9 protein-coding genes are annotated in these 18,138 nt (G+C 67.5%); all 9 read right to left on the bottom strand.

The genetic code is table 11. The annotated features are described in order from the left end of the window. Positions 1-22: 22 nt before the first annotated feature. Positions 23-3,298: a hypothetical protein gene (locus tag VGI12_19205; protein HEY2434809.1), complete on the bottom strand. Its 3,276-nt coding sequence runs from the start codon at positions 3,296-3,298 to the stop codon at positions 23-25. Positions 3,299-3,420: 122 nt separating this feature from the next. Further along, positions 3,421-4,938 (bottom strand): efflux transporter outer membrane subunit, encoded by a 1,518-nt coding sequence (locus tag VGI12_19200; protein ID HEY2434808.1) that lies wholly within the window; start codon positions 4,936-4,938, stop codon positions 3,421-3,423. Beyond that, positions 4,935-8,042, bottom strand: a complete 3,108-nt coding sequence (locus VGI12_19195; protein ID HEY2434807.1) for an efflux RND transporter permease subunit — start codon at positions 8,040-8,042, stop codon at positions 4,935-4,937. Before VGI12_19195 ends, VGI12_19200 begins: the two co-directional genes overlap by 4 nt. Next, entirely contained in the window at positions 8,039-11,422 is a 3,384-nt protein-coding gene (locus tag VGI12_19190) for an efflux RND transporter permease subunit (GenBank protein HEY2434806.1), read from the bottom strand. Before VGI12_19190 ends, VGI12_19195 begins: the two co-directional genes overlap by 4 nt. Continuing rightward, a complete protein-coding gene (locus VGI12_19185; protein HEY2434805.1) occupies positions 11,419-12,585 on the bottom strand; it encodes an efflux RND transporter periplasmic adaptor subunit in 1,167 nt (388 codons plus the stop codon). Before VGI12_19185 ends, VGI12_19190 begins: the two co-directional genes overlap by 4 nt. Before the next feature lie 299 nt (positions 12,586-12,884). Beyond that, a complete protein-coding gene (locus VGI12_19180) occupies positions 12,885-13,298 on the bottom strand; it encodes a hypothetical protein (GenBank protein HEY2434804.1) in 414 nt (137 codons plus the stop codon). A gap of 36 nt (positions 13,299-13,334) precedes the next feature. Next, a complete protein-coding gene (locus VGI12_19175) occupies positions 13,335-13,967 on the bottom strand; it encodes a hypothetical protein (protein ID HEY2434803.1) in 633 nt (210 codons plus the stop codon). Between the two features lie 73 nt (positions 13,968-14,040). Beyond that, positions 14,041-14,526: a hypothetical protein gene (locus VGI12_19170; GenBank protein ID HEY2434802.1), complete on the bottom strand. Its 486-nt coding sequence runs from the start codon at positions 14,524-14,526 to the stop codon at positions 14,041-14,043. A gap of 105 nt (positions 14,527-14,631) precedes the next feature. Next, entirely contained in the window at positions 14,632-18,117 is a 3,486-nt protein-coding gene (locus VGI12_19165) for a hypothetical protein (GenBank protein HEY2434801.1), read from the bottom strand. Between the last annotated feature and the right edge of the window lie 21 nt (positions 18,118-18,138).

Genomic DNA, 18,138 nt, shown 5'->3' with positions numbered 1-18,138 from the left:
GCGCGCGTTTTCAAGCCCCGCGTCACTTGTTCACCGGCGTCACGCCGGCTTTCTGCGCCGCTTGATTGAACGCGGCGAGATCCGCGGACAGCACTTCCTCGAGACGATCAGTCTCCGACTTCAGCTCCTTCTTCAGGTCGTCGAAGATCGGGACGATATTCGCGGTCGGCTTGCCCTCCCCGCGCAGCGTCATGCCGAGCAGCGACGCGAGGCGGTTGTTGGTTTTGATCGGGAAGTTGAGCGGATCCTGGCCACTCTGGTTCTTCACCTGGTAAAGGTCCTGCTCGATGGCGCTGAGATTGGCGGTCAGGCGATCGCCGGCCGCCTTGAGCTGCGCGTCCTGCGACTTCGTCAGCCGGTCCTTGATCTCGTCCTTCATGCGGCGGATCTGGACGACGGCGGTGTTCGCCTCGCTGACTTTGTCGCGGATCTGCAGGGCCAGTGTGAACTGCTGCTGCAGGTCGGCGTCGGAGATGTTGCGGAGCGGGTGCTTGCGGATCAGCAGCGGCTGCGTCTGCGAGGTGCCGTCGACGGTGAGGCGCACCTGATAGGCGCCCGGCAGCGCCATCGGTCCGTTCGTCGTCGCGCCCCACAGGATCATGCCGGGGAACGTCGTCGCGGCGGGATACTCGAGATTCCAGTTGGCGCGATTGAGACCCGCCGCCATCGGCGCCGTCGGCGCACCGCCGCGGCCGCGTCCGCCGCCGCCCTGATCGTCAGGCACGTCAGGGGGAGCACCCTCGGCACCTGCCGCACCTCCAGCACCCCCGCCCCTGGCACCCCCGGCGCGCCCAGCACCCCCCGCACCTCGCCCCCGCCCGCCGACGGCGCCCTGCAGCGTCTGGACGACCGCGCCTTTCGCGTCGAGGATTTCGAGGGTCAGCTTCTCGGGCGCCTTGTTCAGCACGTACGGTATCGACGCCGCCCCCGCGCCGCGGATCGCATCAGCGGGCTTGTAGAGAAAGAAGTCGCCGGCCGCCTCCTGCCCGTGCTGGCGCAGCGGCGCCAGATCGTCGAGGACGTAGAAGCTGCGCCCGTGTGTTGAGATCGCGAGGGAATTCGCCTCGACCCAGATATCCGAGACCTGCACGTCCGGCAGGTTGAGCGACAGCATCTGCCAGTGATCGCCGTCGTCGTAGGAGATGTAGAAGCCGTGCTGCGTGCCGGCGTAGAGCAGCCCTTTGCGCGTCGGATCCTCGCGCACGGAATGGACGTAGTCGTTGACCGGAATGCCGGTGACGATCTTCGTCCAGGTCCTGCCGAAGTCGTGCGTGCGGAAGATGTAAGGCGCTAGGTCCTCGAGCAGCGGCTTCTTGACCGCCGCGTAGGCAGCGCCCGGCTCGAACGACGACGCGTCGATGATGCTGACGCGGCCGAGATCCGGCATGTCCTTCGGCGTGACGTTCGTCCACGTCTTGCCGCCATCGCGGGTGACGTTGATGAGCCCGTCGTCCGATCCCGCCCACAGGATGTTGACGTCCTTCTTGCCGGGGCCGAGCGCGAACACCGTCGCGTAGATCTCGGGGCTGTTCATGTCGTGTGTGATCGGACCGCCTGACGGCCCCATCGTCTTCGGATCGTGGCGCGTGAGATCGGGACTGATCCTGTCCCAGTTCTCGCCGCCGTTACGCGTGCGCCAGACGTGCTGTGACGAGGCGAAGAGCACAGTCGGGTCGGCGGGAGAAAAGACGATGGGATAGGTCCACTGCCAGCGCTCGACGACCTCGGCCGACGTTTCGCCCGAGAACATCCGCGGGTAGGGATTGACCTCCTTCAGGTTGCCCGAGCGCCGATCGAGCCGCGTCAGGAGCGACCCGTTGTTGCCCCCGGCATAGAAGATGTCGGGATCTCGCGGGTCGGGCGCGATGTAGCCAGGTTCGGCGCCGCCGGCGTTGTAGGTCTCGGTTGAGGCGCCACGGCCGCCGCCCCCTCCACCACCGCCGCGCCCGCCGCGCCCGCTCGCGGGCTCGAGTGCGGAGTTGGCGTTGCTCGGCACGCAGATGGTGCTCGAATCCTGCTGCGCGCCGCAGAGGTGATACGGCACGTGCGCCGTTGAAATCACGTGATAGAGCTGCGCCGTCGGAAAGTCTTCGGCGGTCCAGCGCTGGCCCGCGGTAGCGGAGACGGTGCCGCCGCCGTCGTTGCCGAGCACGAGATGCTTGGGATCGTCGGGATCGACCCAGAGATCGTGATGGTCGCCGTGGGTACCGCCGCCGACGTTGGTCAGCGTCTTGCCGCCGTCGGTCGAGCGGTAGGCGCTGGTGTTGAGCAGATACACGGTGTCCTTGGCGGCCGTGTCGGCGATCACGTGCGTGTAGTAGAACGCGCGCTGCCGGATGTTACGGCTCTCGTTGACCAGCGTCCACGTGGCGCCGGCATCGTCGGACGCGAACAGGCCGCCGTGCTCGTTCTCGACGAGCGCGTAGACGCGGTTGGCGTCGGCGCCGGAAATAGCCACGCCGATTCGCCCGTCGACGCCGGAGGGCAGCCCCGGATTGCGGGTGATCTCGCTCCAGTGCTCGCCGCCGTCGGTGGACTTGAACAGTCCCGTCCCGGGTCCACCGCTCGACATCTGGTATTCGACGCGGTACGCCTCCCACATCGCCGCGTAAAGCACGTTGGGATTGCGGCGATCGAGCGCGATGTCGACAGCGCCGGTCTTGTCGTCGCGGAACAGCACTTTGCGCCAGGTCTTGCCGCCGTCGGTCGTCTTGAACACGCCCCGCTCGGCGCTGGGGCCGCCGTACTTGCCGAACACCGCCGCATAGGCGACGTCGGGGTCGGTCGGGTGGATGCGAATCTTCGAGATCGCGTCGACGGTGTCGTTGCCGAAGCCGGCGTGCGTCCACGTCTTGCCGGCATCGATTGATTTGTAGATGCCGTCGCCGCCCATGATGTCGCCGCGGATGCACGACTCGCCGGTCCCGATGTAGATGATGTCGGGATTCGATTCGGCGACGGCGACCGCGCCGACCGACGAACTGCTGATCTGCCCGTCGGTCACCGGCCGCCAGTGGTCTCCGGCGTCGACGGTCTTCCACAAGCCGCCGCCGCTCGCGCCGAAGTAGGCTTCGCTCGGACGTCCCTTGACGCCGGCGACCGCGATCGACCGGCCGCCGCGGTCCGGGCCGATGCTGCGCCATTGATAGGATTTCAGCACGACGTCGGCGGCCTGCCCGTTGGGCGGCGTCGGAGCGGCCTGCGTCGCGCGCCCCACAGACGTCTGGACGACCGGGCCAAAGAAAAGGGCGATGAGCGGCAGCAAGCCGCCCGTCAAACGGCGGACCGACGAAATCATGTGCACGAACCTCCAGCGTGAAGAAAGCAAAGTCTACTTGATTGAATGGCGGGCGAACCGTCAAACCGGCGAACGGCTTGTCGCTGCGCGAGACCGCGCAGGCGCGAGGCCGTGGCGCGAGGCTATCGACGGATCGCCCGGAGCGTGGCCGGAGCCGGCAGATCCGACACGTCCCAGCCGCCGCCCAGCGCCACGATGAGCTGAACCGCCGTCGTCATGCGGTCGGTCTGCAGCCCGACCATGGCCTCGAGACTGGTGAACACGGAATTCTGTGCGGTCAGCACGTTCAGATAGTTGTCGAGACCGTCGCGGTATCGGATCGAGGCGAGCTGTTGATAGCGCTGTGAGGCCGTGACGGCCAGCTGCTGCCGCGCCGTCTGATCCGCAAGCGTCCGGGTCGCCGCGAGGTCGTCTTCGACTTCCTTGAACGCGTTGAGCACGGTTTCGCGGTAGTTCGCGACCGAGGCGTTGTATTCCGCCTCGAACTGCCGTACGGCGGCGCGGCGCGCGCCGAAGTCCAGGACGGTTTGCGCGGCGCTTCCGCCGAGGGACCAGAAGAACATGCTCGCGCTGAGGAGCTTGACGACACTCGAGCTTTGGATGCCGGCCGACCCAATCAGCGAAACGTCCGGATAGTACGCGGCCTTGCCGACGCCGATCCGCGCGTTCGCCTCCGCCATCGCGCGCTCCGCTCCGGCGATGTCCGGACGCCGTTCGAGCAGCTGCGACGGCACGCCGGTGGGAACCTGGGGCGGCGTGGCATCGAGCGCGCGTACGGGCACCGAGAACGATCCCGCCGCATGCCCCGTCAGCAGCGCAATCGCATGCTCGAACTGCGCCCGCGCGCGCTCGACGGCCGTCGCGTTCGCCTCAGCGGTGCGGAGCGCCGTTTCCGCCTGCGCGACATCCTGTTCCGAGTCGATGCCGGTTCGATACAGGGTCTGCGTCAGCCGCAGCGATTCCTGGTAGTCCGAAACAGTTTGCGCGAAGAGCGCCTGCAGTGAATCCTGCCCGCGCAGCTCGAAGTAAGTTTCGGCGAGGGTCGCCTGCTGGCTGAGCGTTTCGTTGGCGAGCGTCGCGGCGCTCACCTGCGCGGCGTTGACGTTTGCTTCGATGGTGTTCCGCACTTTGCCGAAGAGATCCGGTTCCCAGGACGCGCTCACCGGCAGCGACACGGTATGGCGCGTGCCGCTGCTGACGACGGCGGCGGACGTGGGGGCGCCGCCGGTTCCGGTCACCGTCGTGGCGCTCGACGCGCCGTTGCTGCCCGACGCGCTGGCGTTCAGGCCAACCGAGACGGTGGGAAATTGCGTGGCGCGCGCGCTGTCGATGACGGCGAGGGCCGCCATGTAGTTCTCGAACGACTGCTTGATCGTCTGGTTGTTGACGAGCACCTGCTCTTCGAGCGCATTCAGTTCAGCGTCGCCGAAGACGTCCCACCACTTGCCGCGGATCATCGCATCCTGCGGGTTGGCCGGCCGCCAGCCGTTCGATTGCGCTTCCTGACTGCCGGGCTGGTTTTCCTTGTATTGCGATGGCGCGGGTTCGGGCAGCTGCGGCCGCTGATACGGCGGACCGACGTTGCAGCCGGCCACCACGGTTGCGGCGACGACCAGCGGGGCGACGAATCGCCGTGTCATCGCGCGTCCCCCGCGAGCCGGTAGCCGAGTGGGCGCGGCCGATCGCGCCTGATCCACAGGCGCAGGCGATCGAGCATCAGGTAGACGACCGGCGTCGTGTAGAGCGTGAGCACCTGGCTGACCAGCAGTCCGCCCAGGATCGTCAGGCCGAGCGGCCGTCGCAGCTCCGAGCCGATGCCGCCCCTGAAGGCCAGCGGAACGGCGCCGAAGAATGCCGCGGCGGTCGTCATCAGGATCGGCCGGAAGCGCAGGACACAGGCCTGCAGGATCGCGTCTGCGCTCGCCAGGCCCTGCTCGCGCTCGGCCTGCAGCGCGAAGTCGATCATCATGATCGCGTTCTTCTTCACGATGCCGATCAACAGGATGATGCCGATCAACGAGATGACATCGAGCTCCGCGTCGAACAGCACCAGCGTGATGACCGCGCCGAGCGACGCCGACGGCAGCGTCGTGAGGATCGTGATCGGATGCACGAAGCTCTCGTAGAGGACGCCGAGCACGATGTAGACGGCAAGAATGGCCGTGGCGATCAGCAGCGGTTCCGAGTCGAGCGACGCCTGAAACTGCTCGGCCGTTCCGGAGAACGCGCCGTGGACGGTGGTCGGAATGTGGAGCTGCGCCTGGAGGGCGGCGATCGCTCTGGTCGCCTCGTCGAGCGAGCCGCCTGGCGCCAGATTGAACGACACGGTCGACGACGGATAGAGGCCAGAGTGGTTGACCGAGAGCGGCCCGGTCAGCGGCCGGAACGTCGAGAGCACGGCGAGCGGCACCGCTCCCGACGCGCTCTCCACGTAGGTGCTGCGCAGGGCGTCGGGGCTCTGCGTGAACTGCGGCTGTGCTTCGAGCACGACGTGATACTGGTTGAGGGTCTTGTAGATGGTCGACGCCTGCGCCTGGGAGAAGTTGTAGTTCAGCGCGCTGTCGATATCGGACGCGGTGATGCCGAGCCGCGCCGCCGTCGGCCTGTCATACGTCACGTAGGCTTCGAGGCCGCCGGTCTGGAGGTCGGAGCTGACGTCGGCCAGCGCCGGGAGCTTCGCCATCTCGCGGGCGAGGAGCGGCACGTACTTCTTCAGATCCGCGGTCGAGTCGGCCTGCAACGTGTACTGATACTGCGAATTCGACTGCCGCCCGCCGACGCGGAGATCCTGCGCGGCCTGCAGGAAGGTCTGCGCCTCGCGGATCGCCAGGAGCTTGGGGCGCAGACGGTTGACGACGTCGGTCGCGCTGGCTTTCCGTTCCTCGAGCGGCTTCAGCGCGATGAACATGAACCCGCTGTTGGTCGCCCCCTGGCCGCCGGTGAAGCCGACCACGTTTTCGACCGCCGGGTCGGCGCGGACGATCGCCACGGCCCGTTTCAGCGCGGCGTCCATCTTCTCGAAGGACGAGTCCTGCGTCCCCTGCAGGCCGCCGGTGATCGCGCCGGTGTCCTGCTGCGGGAAAAAGCCCTTCGTGATCCGCGTCAGGTAGAGGACGTTCAATCCCATCGTCACGAACAACAGCAGCAGGACGAGCGGCGCGTGGTCGCGCAGGACCCAGGCCAGGCTCCGCTCGTAGCCGCGGCGAAGCCCGTCGAACCCCGCTTCGATCGCGAGGTACAGGCGCCCGTGCCGCTCGCCGTGCTGGCGCGGCCTCAGCAGCAGTGAACACAGCATCGGCGTCGTCGTCAGCGAGAGCATCATGGAAATCAGGATCGCGACCGACAGCGTCACCGCGAATTCCCTGAACAGGCGCCCGACGATGCCGCCCATCATCAGGATCGGAATGAACACGGCGAGCAGCGACAGCGTGATCGACAGCACCGTGAAGCCGATCTCGGCGGCGCCGGTGTAGGCGGCCGCCAGCCGTCCCATCCCCTGTTCCAGGTGGCGCGTGATGTTCTCCATCACCACGATCGCGTCGTCGATGACGAACCCGGTCGAGATCGTCAGCGCCATCAGGCTGAGATTGTCGAGCGAGTAGCCGAGCATGTACATCGCGGCGAACGTTCCGATCAACGAGACCGGGACGGCCACGCCGGGGATGATGGTCGAACGCCAGTCGCGCAGGAAGACGAAGACGACGAGGATGACCAGGAAGACCGACAGCATCAGCGTTCGCTCGACTTCGTGCAGCGACGCGCGGATCGTCGTCGTGCGATCGAGGACGAGCGTGATCTTCTGCGCGGTCGGGATCGCCGCCGACAGCGCCGGCAGCGCCGCCTTGATCCGATCGACGGTCTCGATGACGTTCGCGCCAGGCTGCTTGAAGACGTTGACGCTGACCGATTCCGCGCCGTTGACGTAGCCGCCCGAGCGGACGTTCTCGTTGGCGTCGACGACGCTGGCGACATCGTCGAGGCGGATGCCGGCGCCGTTGCGGCTGGCGATGACCAGCGGCTTGTAGTCGGCGGCCTTCGACAGCTGATCGTTGACCTTGATGTAGCTCGTCGTCTGGCCGTCGGCGATGCTCCCGGTCGGGGTATGCGCGTTCTGGCTGCGCAGGAACGTCGCGACGTCGGAGAGCCGCACGCCGTAGTGCTCGAGTTGCAGCGGATTGATCTCGACCCGGACGGCCGGCAGCGACGATCCGCCGACCGTCACCTGCCCGACGCCGGGAATCTGCGACAGCGTCTGCGCCAGGATGGTGGAGGCGGCGTCGTACATCGCGGCGCGGTCGTAGCTCTTCGACGTAATGCCGATGATGGCGATCGGCGCGTCGGCCGAGTTGACCTTCCGGTAGGCGGGATTCGACGGCAGGTTGGCTGGCAGGTAGGTGCGCGCCGCGCTGATCGCCGCCTGCACGTCGCGCGCGGCGGCGTTGATGTTGCGGTTCAGGTCGAACTGCAGCGAGATCGACGTCGAGCCGGTCGCGCTGCGCGACGTCATCTCCGAGATGCCGGCGATATGGCCGAACTGCCGTTCGAGCGGTGTCGCGACCGCCGCGGCCATGACGTCCGGACTCGCGCCGGGCAGGCTCGCGTTGACGCTGATCGTCGGCGAGTCGATCTCCGGCAGCGGCGAGACCGGCAGCACCATGAATGCGATGCCGCCGGCAATCGCCACGGCGGCGGTCAGCAGGATCGTCGCGATCGGCCGGCTGATCGCCGGCGCAGAGAGGTTCATGCCTGCTCTCCGAGCGGCAGATCGAGCTGCACGCCGGGGTCCGCCCGGTGCGGCTGCAGCCGCCGGCTGATGCGATCGAACCAGAGGTAGATCACCGGCGTCGTGTAGAGCGTCAGGATCTGGCTGAGGAGCAGCCCGCCGACCATCGCGATGCCCAGCGGCCGCCGCAGTTCGGCGCCGATGCCGCTGCCGAGCGCGAGCGGCAGTCCTCCGAACAGCGCCGCGAGCGTCGTCATCAGGATCGGCCGGAACCGGAGCAGGCTCGCCTGGTAGATCGCCTCTTCGGGCTTCTTGCCTTCCGTGCGTTCGGCCTGCAGCGCGAAGTCGACCATCATGATGCCGTTCTTCTTGACGATGCCGATGAGCAGCACGATGCCGATGATGCCGACGATGCCGAGATCCTGGCGGAACAGAAGCAGCGCGAGCAGCGCGCCGACGCCAGCCGACGGCAGCGTCGAGAGAATCGTCAGCGGGTGGATGAAGCTCTCGTAGAGCACGCCGAGAACGATGTAGACGGTGACGAGCGCGGCGAGCACCAGCAGGCCTTCGTTGGTGAGCGAGTTCTCGAAGCTGGCCGCGGTGCCCTGGAAGCGCGTCTGCAGGTTGATCGGCGTGTGGAGGCTCGCGGTCGCGGCGTTGACGGCGTCGACAGCCTGACTGAGGTGCACGCCGGGCGCGAGATTGAACGAGATCGTCACGACCGGAAACTGGGCCTGGCGGTTGATGGTGAGCGGCGTCTGCGTCTTCTTGATGGTGGCGAATGCCGCCAGCGGCACGGCGAGGCGCGTGCCGTTCGTCGTCGTCGTCGCCGCCGCTCCGCCGCCCCCGCCGCCGCCGGCGGCAGCCTGGATGACCGTGCCGGCGCCCGTCGTGGGCGCCACGGCTCGCGACTGCGCGGCGCTTCCGAGCAGGCTGCTGCTCGATGCCGTCGTCAGCGTGCCGCCACGCGCGGCGGTCGAGACGACTGGAGTGGCGCTCGGCGCCAGTTCCGACGGCGCCGCGGCCGCGCCGCCGCCACCGCGTCCGCCGGCCGCCGGCGCGCCCGCGGCCGCGGCAGCCTCCAGATAGATGTCCTCGAGCCGTTCGGGGCCCGTCTGGAAGCGCGGGTCGGCCTCCAGGATGACGTGATACTGATTCGTCTGCGTGTAGAGTGTCGTCACCTGGCGCTGCCCGAAGGCGTCGTAGAGGGTGTCGTCGATCGCCTGCGGCGTGATGCCGAGCCGCGACGCCGTCACGCGATCGATCGCCAGGGTCACGGCGTTGCCCTGCGGCTGCTCGTCGGTCGCGACGTCCTGCAGCTGCGGCAGCGCGCGCAGCGCGGCGACGATCCGCGCCGTCCACGTCCCGAGCTCGCCGCTGTCGGGATCCTCGACGGTGTACTGGAACTGGGTCCGGCTGACGCGATCCTCGACGGTGAGGTCCTGCACCGGTTGCAGATACGCCTGGATGCCGGAGACGTTCGCCAGTTTCGGGCGCAGCCGCTGAATCGCGTCGGCCGCGCTGATGCCGCGAGTGTCGAGCGGCTTCAGGTTGACCTGCATGCGGCCGCCGTTGAGCGTCGTGTTGGTGGCGTCGACGCCGATGAACGACGACAGCGAGTCGACCGCCGGATCGTCGAGGATGATGCGGGCGAGGGCCTGCTGCCGCGTGCTCATCGCGTCGAAGCTCGTCGCCTCCGGTGCCTGCGAGACCACCTGGATGATGCCGGTGTCCTGGATCGGGAAGAATCCCTTGGGGATGGAGTAGTAGAGGAGCGCCGCGGTCAGCAGCGTGACGACCGCGACCGCGAGGACGAGCGTTTGGCGTTCGAGCACCCACCGCAGCGTGCGGCCGTAGAAGGCGATCACATCCTCGAAGACACGCTCCGACCAGCGGTAGAACCGGCCTTCCTGCTCCGGCGGCGTGTGGCGCAGCAGCTTCGACGCCATCATCGGCGTCAGCGTCAGCGACACGACGGCCGAGATCAGGATCGTCACCGCGAGCGTCACCGCGAATTCCCGGAACAACCGGCCGGTGATGTCCTGCATGAAGAGCAGGGGAATCAGCACGGCGATGAGCGACACCGTCAGCGACACGATCGTGAAGCCGATCTCCTCCGATCCTTTGAGCGCCGCCTCGAGCGGCGCCATGCCGTGTTCCAGGTAGCGGCTGACGTTCTCGATCATCACGATCGCGTCGTCGACGACGAATCCCGTGGCGATTGTCAGCGCCATCAGCGTCAGGTTGTTGAGGCTGTAGCCGAGGCCGTACATCGCCGCGAACGTGCCGACCAGCGACAGCGGCACCGCGACTGACGGGATGATCGTCGCGCGCCAGGAGCGCAGGAACACGAAGATGACGGCGACGACCAGTCCGATCGTCAGCATCAGCTCGAACTCCACGTCGGCAACCGAGGCCCGGATCGTCACCGTGCGGTCGGTCAGCGTCTGCACGCTGATCGCCGCCGGCAGGCTCGCCTGGAGCTGCGGCAGGAGCGCCTTGATCGAGTCCACCACCTTGATCGTGTTGGCGTTCGACTGCCGCTGGATGTTGACGATGATCGCCGGCGTCGTGTTCATCCACGCGGCGAGCTTGGCGTTCTCGACGCCGTTGACGATGCCGGCGACGTCGCGCAGCATCACCGGCGCGCCGTTGCGGTAGGCGACGACGACCTGGCGGTACTGATCGGCCGACGTCAGCTGATCGTTCGCGTCGATCGTGTAGGCCTGCTGCGGGCCGTTGAGGGTGCCCTTGGCGCCGTTGACGCTCGTCGACGCGATCGCCGAGCGGACGTTCTCGAGCGTGAGTCCGTACGACGCGAGCGACGCCGGGTTCGCCTGGATGCGGACGGCCGGTTTCTGTCCGCCCTGGATCGTCACCAGGCCGACGCCGTTCAGCTGCGAGATCTTCGGCGCCAGCCGCGTGTCGGCGAGGTCCTGCACGGCGGTCAGCGACATCGATGTCGACGTCAACGCCAGGGTGAGGATCGGCGCGTCGGCCGGATTCGTCTTGCTGTAGGTCGGGGGAATCGGCAGGTCGGTCGGCAGGAAGCCGCTCGCCGAATTGATCGCCGCCTGTACTTCCTGCTCGGCGACGTCGATGTCGATCGCCAGATCGAACTGCAGCACGATGACCGAGGCGCCGCCCGACGAAGTCGACGTCATCTGCGACAGTCCCTGAATCTGCCCGAACTGCTTTTCGAGCGGGCCGGTGACGGTCGAACTCATGACGTCCGGGCTGGCTCCCGGGTACAGCGTCTGGACCTGGATGGTCGGGTAGTTGACTTCCGGCAGCGCCGAGATCGGCAGCTCGCGGAACGCTACGAACCCGACCAGCAGGATCGCGACCATCAGCAGAATCGTCGCGACCGGCCTCAGGATGAAAGGCCGGGAGGGGTTCATCGTCCTGGCCCCGGTGCCGGTCCGCGCCCGGGCGTTCCCTGTTTCGCCGCCGCGCCGCGCTGTCCGCGCTGGCCCCGCTGCGCGTCGGCGTCCACAATCTTGGCGCCGTCCTGCAGCCGATCAAAGTTGCTGGTGACAACGGTGTCGCCGGGATTGAGGCCGTCGATCGCGGCTTGATCGCCTTCGGTGTTGGAGACCGTGATGTTACGCAGCACGGCGGTCTGGTTCGGCTGTGCCAGATAGACGAACGCCTGCGGCCCGTTGTACTGGACCGCGACGGTCGGAATCAGCTTCGTGTTGCGCAGGGTGTCGACCTGCAGGCGCGCGCTGACGAACTGGTTCGCGAAGAGCGCGCCCTGCGGATTGGCGAACAGGGCGCGCAGCTTCACCGTGCCGGTCGTGGTGTCGACCTGGTTGTCGAGGCTGAGCAGCTTGCCCGAAGCGAGTTTCGTCGACTGGGCGCGATCGTAGAGGTCCACCGTCAAGGTACGCCCGGTGCGCAGCTGCTTCTGGACCTCCGGCAGATGGTCTTCGGCGACGGAGAAGACGACGGTGATCGGATCGACCTGCGTGATCGTCGCGATTGTGGTACCGCTGCCCGCGAAGACGGTGTTGCCGGCGTCGATCAGGCGGAGGCCGATGCGTCCGGCGATCGGCGCGACGATGTGGGTGTAACTGAGCTGCACCTCGTCGTACTGCACGGCCGCCTGGTCGTTGGCGATCGTTCCCTCGTCCTGTGCGACGACGGCGCGCTGGTCGGACACGGTTTGTTCCGGGATGGCGTGATCCTCGAGCGCGTTCTCGTAGCGCTGCAGATCGGTTTGCGCCTGCTGGATCGCCGCCTGATCGCGGTGGAGCGTCGCCTGTGCCTGTTGCAGCTGCGCCTCGGTCGGCCGCGGATCGATCTCGACGAGCAGCTGCCCCTGCTTGACCAGCTCGCCTTCCTTGTAATTGACCGACAGCACCCGGCCGCTGACCTGGCTGTAGACGTTGACGGTCGTCTGCGGCGTCACCGTGCCCATGGCGTCGAGGTAGATCGGCATCTCTCCGGCCCGCGCCTGCGCGAGGTTCACCGGGGTTGCGTCGCCGCTGAAGCTGACACCGCGGCCGCCGCGGCCGCCGCCCGCCCCCGCCTCAGCCGCAGCGGGACGTTTGTGAAGCAACGGCAACAAAAGTACGGCCGTCACGGCCAGGACAAGGAGCCACGCGAGCCAATGCCGTGTCTTGTGCGGATGACGCAGAGTGGACGCGGTAGGCGACGGGCGAAGCGGCTCGTGCATTGAAGTCCAACGCGGGCAGTTCGGCGCGCGCGTCCGTGGCCCGGCTGTGCAGAACGCGAGCCAATCGCGAGCCGCGTCCCCCCTGGACGAGAGAACTCATAGAATTTTCACTGCACGAGCTCCGCGCTCGCCGTGCCCGGGCTGCCGCCGCCTGCCGTCGTGGCGTTCTTATTTCGCTCGACTCAGTCGCCGCTGGCGGCGAAGACGATCGCCAGGATCGCAAAGAACACGCCCGCGCCGGACGCGATGCCGATCGCGACCGCCTTGGCGGTGCTCGCGCCGCTCGTTTCAGTGGTGACGCGCGCCAGCTGCGCGATCGGGAGGTCGATCGGCGGCTCGGGAATGCGCGTGTTCCGCTGCACGACGATCTTCTCGCCGCTCGCGGCCATCAGCGTGCCGTGCAGCACGTGGCCGTCGGTGCGCTCGACCCGTACCTTGCTGCCGGCCGGCAGTCGCTGCGCGTAGTCCGCCATCGTGCGCGTGTCGGCGATCGACGCCTGCGGCGTGGCCGTGACCGGCGTTCGCCCCGCGGATGCGCAGCCAGCCGCCGGTGTGATGAGTGCCAGACAGATCAGCATCGAAACCAGTCGTCTCATATGACCTCGTCATCCCGCGTGAAAGCGGCCACCGCGTTAGAAATCGATCCCCAACCCCGCGCGGAACAACACTTCGTCGACGCCGCCGCGGAACATCACCCGCATGTCGCCCGTGAAGAAGGCGCGCCGCGTCATGTAGGCCTTGAACCCGCCTTCGGCGAAACCCCGCGTCAGGAACCGGTGCTCCGGCCCGTCGCTCGCTGCCGGCATCACGAACGTCGACGTGCGTGTCACGCTGTCGAAGACGTAGATCGGCTGGAAGTCTTCGGTCACCGTTTCGCGCGCCAGCTCTACGCCGGCGCCGAGATGCGGGTGGAACCACTGATTCCGGAAGAACTGGTACTGCTGGCCGATAGAGACGTTGGTCTCGCGAATCGCGGCGCGCGACGAGGTGTAGGCCGTCTGACCGTCGACGACGAACGCGTGCGTCTGGAATTGGTGATCGCGCGTCCCGGCACCGAAATCAATCTGGGTCTTGAGATGTTCCGTCCAGTACCACCCGGCGCCGGCGCCCCCATAGAGAATCGAGTTCAGCCAGTTGTCGTAGTACACGTAGGCCTGTTCCTTGCGCAGGTTCTGCCAGCCGGCGGAGACGTGCAGGTCGGCGCGCGGCAGCTGGATTGCGGGTAGGGCCTGGGAGAGGAGCGAAACGAGAAGCAGAGCCTTCATGACCGGGAAGGCGCGGCGGAGGCGGAAAGTGGCTCAGTGCGGCGCGTCGCCGCACCGAGCCGTCAGGCGTCCGTCAGTGACTGGAACAGGTGTCGGCGAGGTGCTTGATCGCGACGACGCGAAGTTGCGGTGTGGCCCCTTTGGCCACCTTCGTCTCGGTCTGTTCTTCCGACCCCGGCAGCTTCGTCTTCATCTTGATCTTCGCGTCTCCCTCTCCGGCCGGGATGGCGACGCCGGTGACCTCGACCTTATGGCCGACGTGCTCCTGCAGCTCGATCTTCTCGGAGGGCACCAGGTCGTACTTCGTCACACTCATCACCTCGCCGCTGGTGCCGACCACCTCGGTGGTCTTGACCGGCTCGACCTTGTCGAGGGTGTAAGTTTTGGCTTCAGTGCCGGTCTGTAGACACCCCGTGAAGGTGACTTCCTTGGCGTGTTCGGCCGTGATCTTCGTCTGAGCGCCGGTCGTCGTCGCGGGATCCTGCTGGGCGTACGCCTGCATGCCCAAGAGCGTTGCGACGGCCGCCGCGCCCGCTGTCATCGTGAACAACCGCTTCATGCTGACCTCCTTGCTCAAAGGTTCGGCGAAGGGTCCTGCACATGGCGGGCCGTCGCGGGACGGCGATCCAGCTGAGCCGATCGCCGTCCCGTGCCTGAGGTGGCGTTACTGCTGGGTGGCCTTCTTTTTCGGGGACGTTCCGACGTCCACCGGCTTTGGCGCGTCGAGCTTGAGGTTGAACGCGGCGAGCGACGCGCTGACCGCCGCCGACTTCGCGAAGAGCGCGTTGGCGTCCGCCAGCACTTTCGGGGCGTCCGTCTTCGAGTCGGCGTAGGCCTTCATCGTCACCGACGTCGGCCACATTCCGCCCATCATGCCGTTTTTCGCCTGGCCGATCTTGCCGGTCAGACTCGGATCGTTGCCGCGGCCGCCGCCACCGCCGCCGCGCCCGAACCCGGCGGCGCCGGGCGGCAGCTTCGTGAGCATCGCCGCCGTGTCGGTCTTCAGCGAGTCGAACGCGCTCTTCACGTCGGCCGGGATGTCACTCTTCGCCGCGACGTCGCCGGCCAGCTGCGCGATCTGGCGGTTCAGCGACGCGACGCCCGCCGCCGCCTGGCTGGCGCGCTTCTGCAGATCGTGCATGTCCATCGCCATGTCGAAGAGCTGCTTGCGCTGCGCCTCCGTCAACACGACCTCAGGATCGCCGACGACCTTCAGCGGCTTGCTGTCGATCGTCTTGCCGTCGACGGCGAGCGCCACGGTGTAGCTGCCGCCGAGGACCATCGGTCCCGGCGTGGCGCCGCCTCCGCCGCCGCGCCCACCACCACCGCCTCCGCCGCCCCCGCCGCTGTCGCAGCCGTAGCCGAACAGATCCGCCGCCGGCGTGGGGGCCGCACCTTCGCCTTGCGCGCCCCGCGCTCCTCGCCCACCGGGTGCCCCCTGCGGCGCCGGAATCGGCTGGACGCGCAGATCCCAGCACGCCGAGTTGATGCCCGCCTTCACCGCATTCGAGGGGATGGCAATCTCGCGAAGCTCGCGTCCCGCCGTGTCGCTGATCTTCAGCTTCACGTCAGTCGGCTTGCTCTTGACGAAATACGACACCACCGCCGACTGCGGCGGGTTCTCGCCGTAGAAGACCTGGTTGCCCCAGAACTCATAGTTGCGGTCGCGGGCCGGGCGCCGGTACATCGACGCCGGCGGCGGCGTGAACAGCTTCGCATCGGTGTTCTTCGCCGCCGCGTATTCCTGGATCGGCTCGGCGTGATCGAGCACCCAGATGGCGCGCCCGTGCGTCGCCAGCACGATCGCGTTGTCGCGCGGATGTTGCACGACCTCGTCGACGCGCACCGTCGGCAGGTTCCACTTCGGGCGGCTCCACGACGCGCCGCGGTCCGTGGACACGAAGAGACCCGTCTCGGCGCCCGCATACAGCACGTCGGGGTTCCTCTGATCCTCGGTGATGCACTTGATCACGTCCCCCTTCAGCCCGCCGTTGAGCGATGCCCACGTCTGGCCGAAGTCCTTGGTCGCGTAGATGTAGGTGTCGTAATCGTTGAGACGATGGTTGTCGATCGTCACGTAGGCGGTACCCGACTCGTAGCGCGACGGCGCCACGCGCGAGACGTAGCCCCCCTTCGGCGCTCCCGGCAGCTTCTGGTAGACGTCGTTCCAGTTCTTGCCGCCGTCTCTGGTCACCTGCAACCGGCCGTCGTCGGTACCGGCGTAGAGAACGCCCGCCGTCTTCGGCGACTCGGCCAGCGCCACGATCGTGCCGTAGGCGACGATGCCGTCGTTCTTGGCGATCGTGATGTCGCTGCCCTTGAGGCCCATCGTCACGATCTGCTCGCGGTCCGAGTCTTCGCCGGTCGTCAGATCCGGGCTGATCTCGCTGAACGTCAGGCCGCGATCCGGCGCCTTCAGCACTTTCTGTGCGCCGAGGTAGACCGTCGCCGGATCGTGCGGCGAGATGACGATCGGCGTGTCCCACTGGAAGCGGTAGGGAGGCTGGCCGGCCGGCGGCTGCGGCCGGATCGAGATCGTCTCGCCGGTGACGCGGTCGACGCGGATGACGTTGCCGTCCTGCGACTCGCTGTAGATGACGCGGTTGTCCTTCGGATCCTGCAGGACGACGAAGCCGTCGCCCCCCTGGATGGTCTCCCACTCGAAGTTGGCGATGCCGGCGGCGCCGCGCACCTGGCTGGGGCCGCACCAGTCGTAGTTGTCCTGCATCCCGCCGCAGATGTTGAACGGCGTCGAGCTGTCGAGGCTGACGTGGTAGAAGAGCCCGACCGGCAGGTTGGGGAAGAACGTCCAGGTCTTCGCTTGATCGAAGGTCTGGGCGAGACCGCCGTCGTTGCCGATCAGCATGTGGCTCGAGTTGTGCGGATCGATCCAGATGGCGTGATGATCGGAATGGATGGCCGAGGCGGCCGCCGTGTTGATCGACTTGCCGCCGTCGGTGGACAGCTGCAGATCGACGCCGCCCATGACGATCACGTCGTCGTCATTGGGGTCGATGCGGACCTGGCTGAAATACATCGGGCGGACGTTGTTGTTGTTCACCTTCCGCCAGGTGGTACCGCTGTCGTCGGAGCGATAGAGTCCCGTCGCGCTCGCGTCGACCGACGTCGCGAGGCCGCGGCCGCCGCCGAATTGCTGCGGCGCTTCATCTGGATTGCCGGCTGGCGCAGCTTCGGCGCCCGCCGCCCCGCGCCCCGCGCCGCGGCCGCCCGCCGCGCCAGCGCCGCCCGCGGCGGCCGCGCCGCCCGCCCCGGCGGCCGCGGCACCGCCGCCGCGTCCGGCCGCTGGCCCTTCGATGAGCGCGTAGAGGACGTTCGGGTGCCGGCGGTAGACGTCGAGCGCGATCCGTCCCAGCGATCCATCCGGCAGCCCGGTCTTCAGCCGCGTCCAGACCTCGCCGCCGTCGGTGGACTTCCAGATGCCGCTGCCCGGTCCGCCGCCGTTCATGCAACAGGCCGTGCGCCGGCGCTGATAGCTCGACGCATACAGGATCTGGTCGTTGGCCGGGTCAATCGCGAGGTCGTTGGCGCCCGTGTCGTCGTCGACCTTCAGCGTCTGTTTCCATGTCTTGCCGCCGTCGGTCGTCTTGAACACGCCGCGCTCGCCGCCGGGCCCGAACAGCGGCCCCGCTGCGGCGACCCAGACGACGTCGTTGTTACGGGGATCGATGATGATGCGACTGATGTGCTTCGAGGCCTTGAGGCCGACATTCGCATAGGTCTTGCCGCCGTCGACCGACTTGTAGACGCCGTCGCCCCAGGACGTGCTCTGGCGGTTGTTCGATTCGCCCGTGCCGACGTACAAGAGATCGGGATTGCTCTGCGAGACCGCGATGTCGCCGATCGACATCAGCCCATGGTCCTGGAACTGCGCCTCGAAGGTCGTGCCGTTGTTGGTCGTCCTCCAGACGCCGCCGTGCGCCGAGCCGACGTACCAGATGTTGGGATTGGCCTCGTAGACGGCGATGTCAGAGATGCGCCCCGACATCGAAGCCGGGCCGATCGGCCGCCAGTGGAGGCTGTCGAACGGACCGGCCGGTGCCGCGCCCGTCTGCGCGCGTCCGACGAGCGACGGCGAGGCGAACGCCAGCGCCGCCGCCAGGCCGGCCGCGATCACGCGATAGGTTTTCATGAACGATTCTCCGGAATGTGG

Source organism: Vicinamibacterales bacterium (assembly GCA_036496585.1).
In the GTDB taxonomy this organism is placed as follows: Bacteria; Acidobacteriota; Vicinamibacteria; order Vicinamibacterales; family 2-12-FULL-66-21; genus JAICSD01.
This window is presented reverse-complemented; position numbering and strand designations above follow the sequence as displayed.

What these genes read in the sequence shown, in the direction of transcription:
- VGI12_19195 (HEY2434807.1), bottom strand. Translation starts at nt 8,042, where the DNA reads ATGAACCTCTCTGCGCCGGCGATCAGCCGGCCGATCGCGACGATCCTG.
- VGI12_19170 (HEY2434802.1), bottom strand. Translation starts at nt 14,526, where the DNA reads ATGAAGCGGTTGTTCACGATGACAGCGGGCGCGGCGGCCGTCGCAACG.
- VGI12_19200 (HEY2434808.1), bottom strand. Translation starts at nt 4,938, where the DNA reads ATGACACGGCGATTCGTCGCCCCGCTGGTCGTCGCCGCAACCGTGGTG.
- VGI12_19190 (HEY2434806.1), bottom strand. Translation starts at nt 11,422, where the DNA reads ATGAACCCCTCCCGGCCTTTCATCCTGAGGCCGGTCGCGACGATTCTG.
- VGI12_19180 (HEY2434804.1), bottom strand. Translation starts at nt 13,298, where the DNA reads ATGAGACGACTGGTTTCGATGCTGATCTGTCTGGCACTCATCACACCG.
- VGI12_19205 (HEY2434809.1), bottom strand. Translation starts at nt 3,298, where the DNA reads ATGATTTCGTCGGTCCGCCGTTTGACGGGCGGCTTGCTGCCGCTCATC.
- VGI12_19175 (HEY2434803.1), bottom strand. Translation starts at nt 13,967, where the DNA reads ATGAAGGCTCTGCTTCTCGTTTCGCTCCTCTCCCAGGCCCTACCCGCA.
- VGI12_19165 (HEY2434801.1), bottom strand. Translation starts at nt 18,117, where the DNA reads ATGAAAACCTATCGCGTGATCGCGGCCGGCCTGGCGGCGGCGCTGGCG.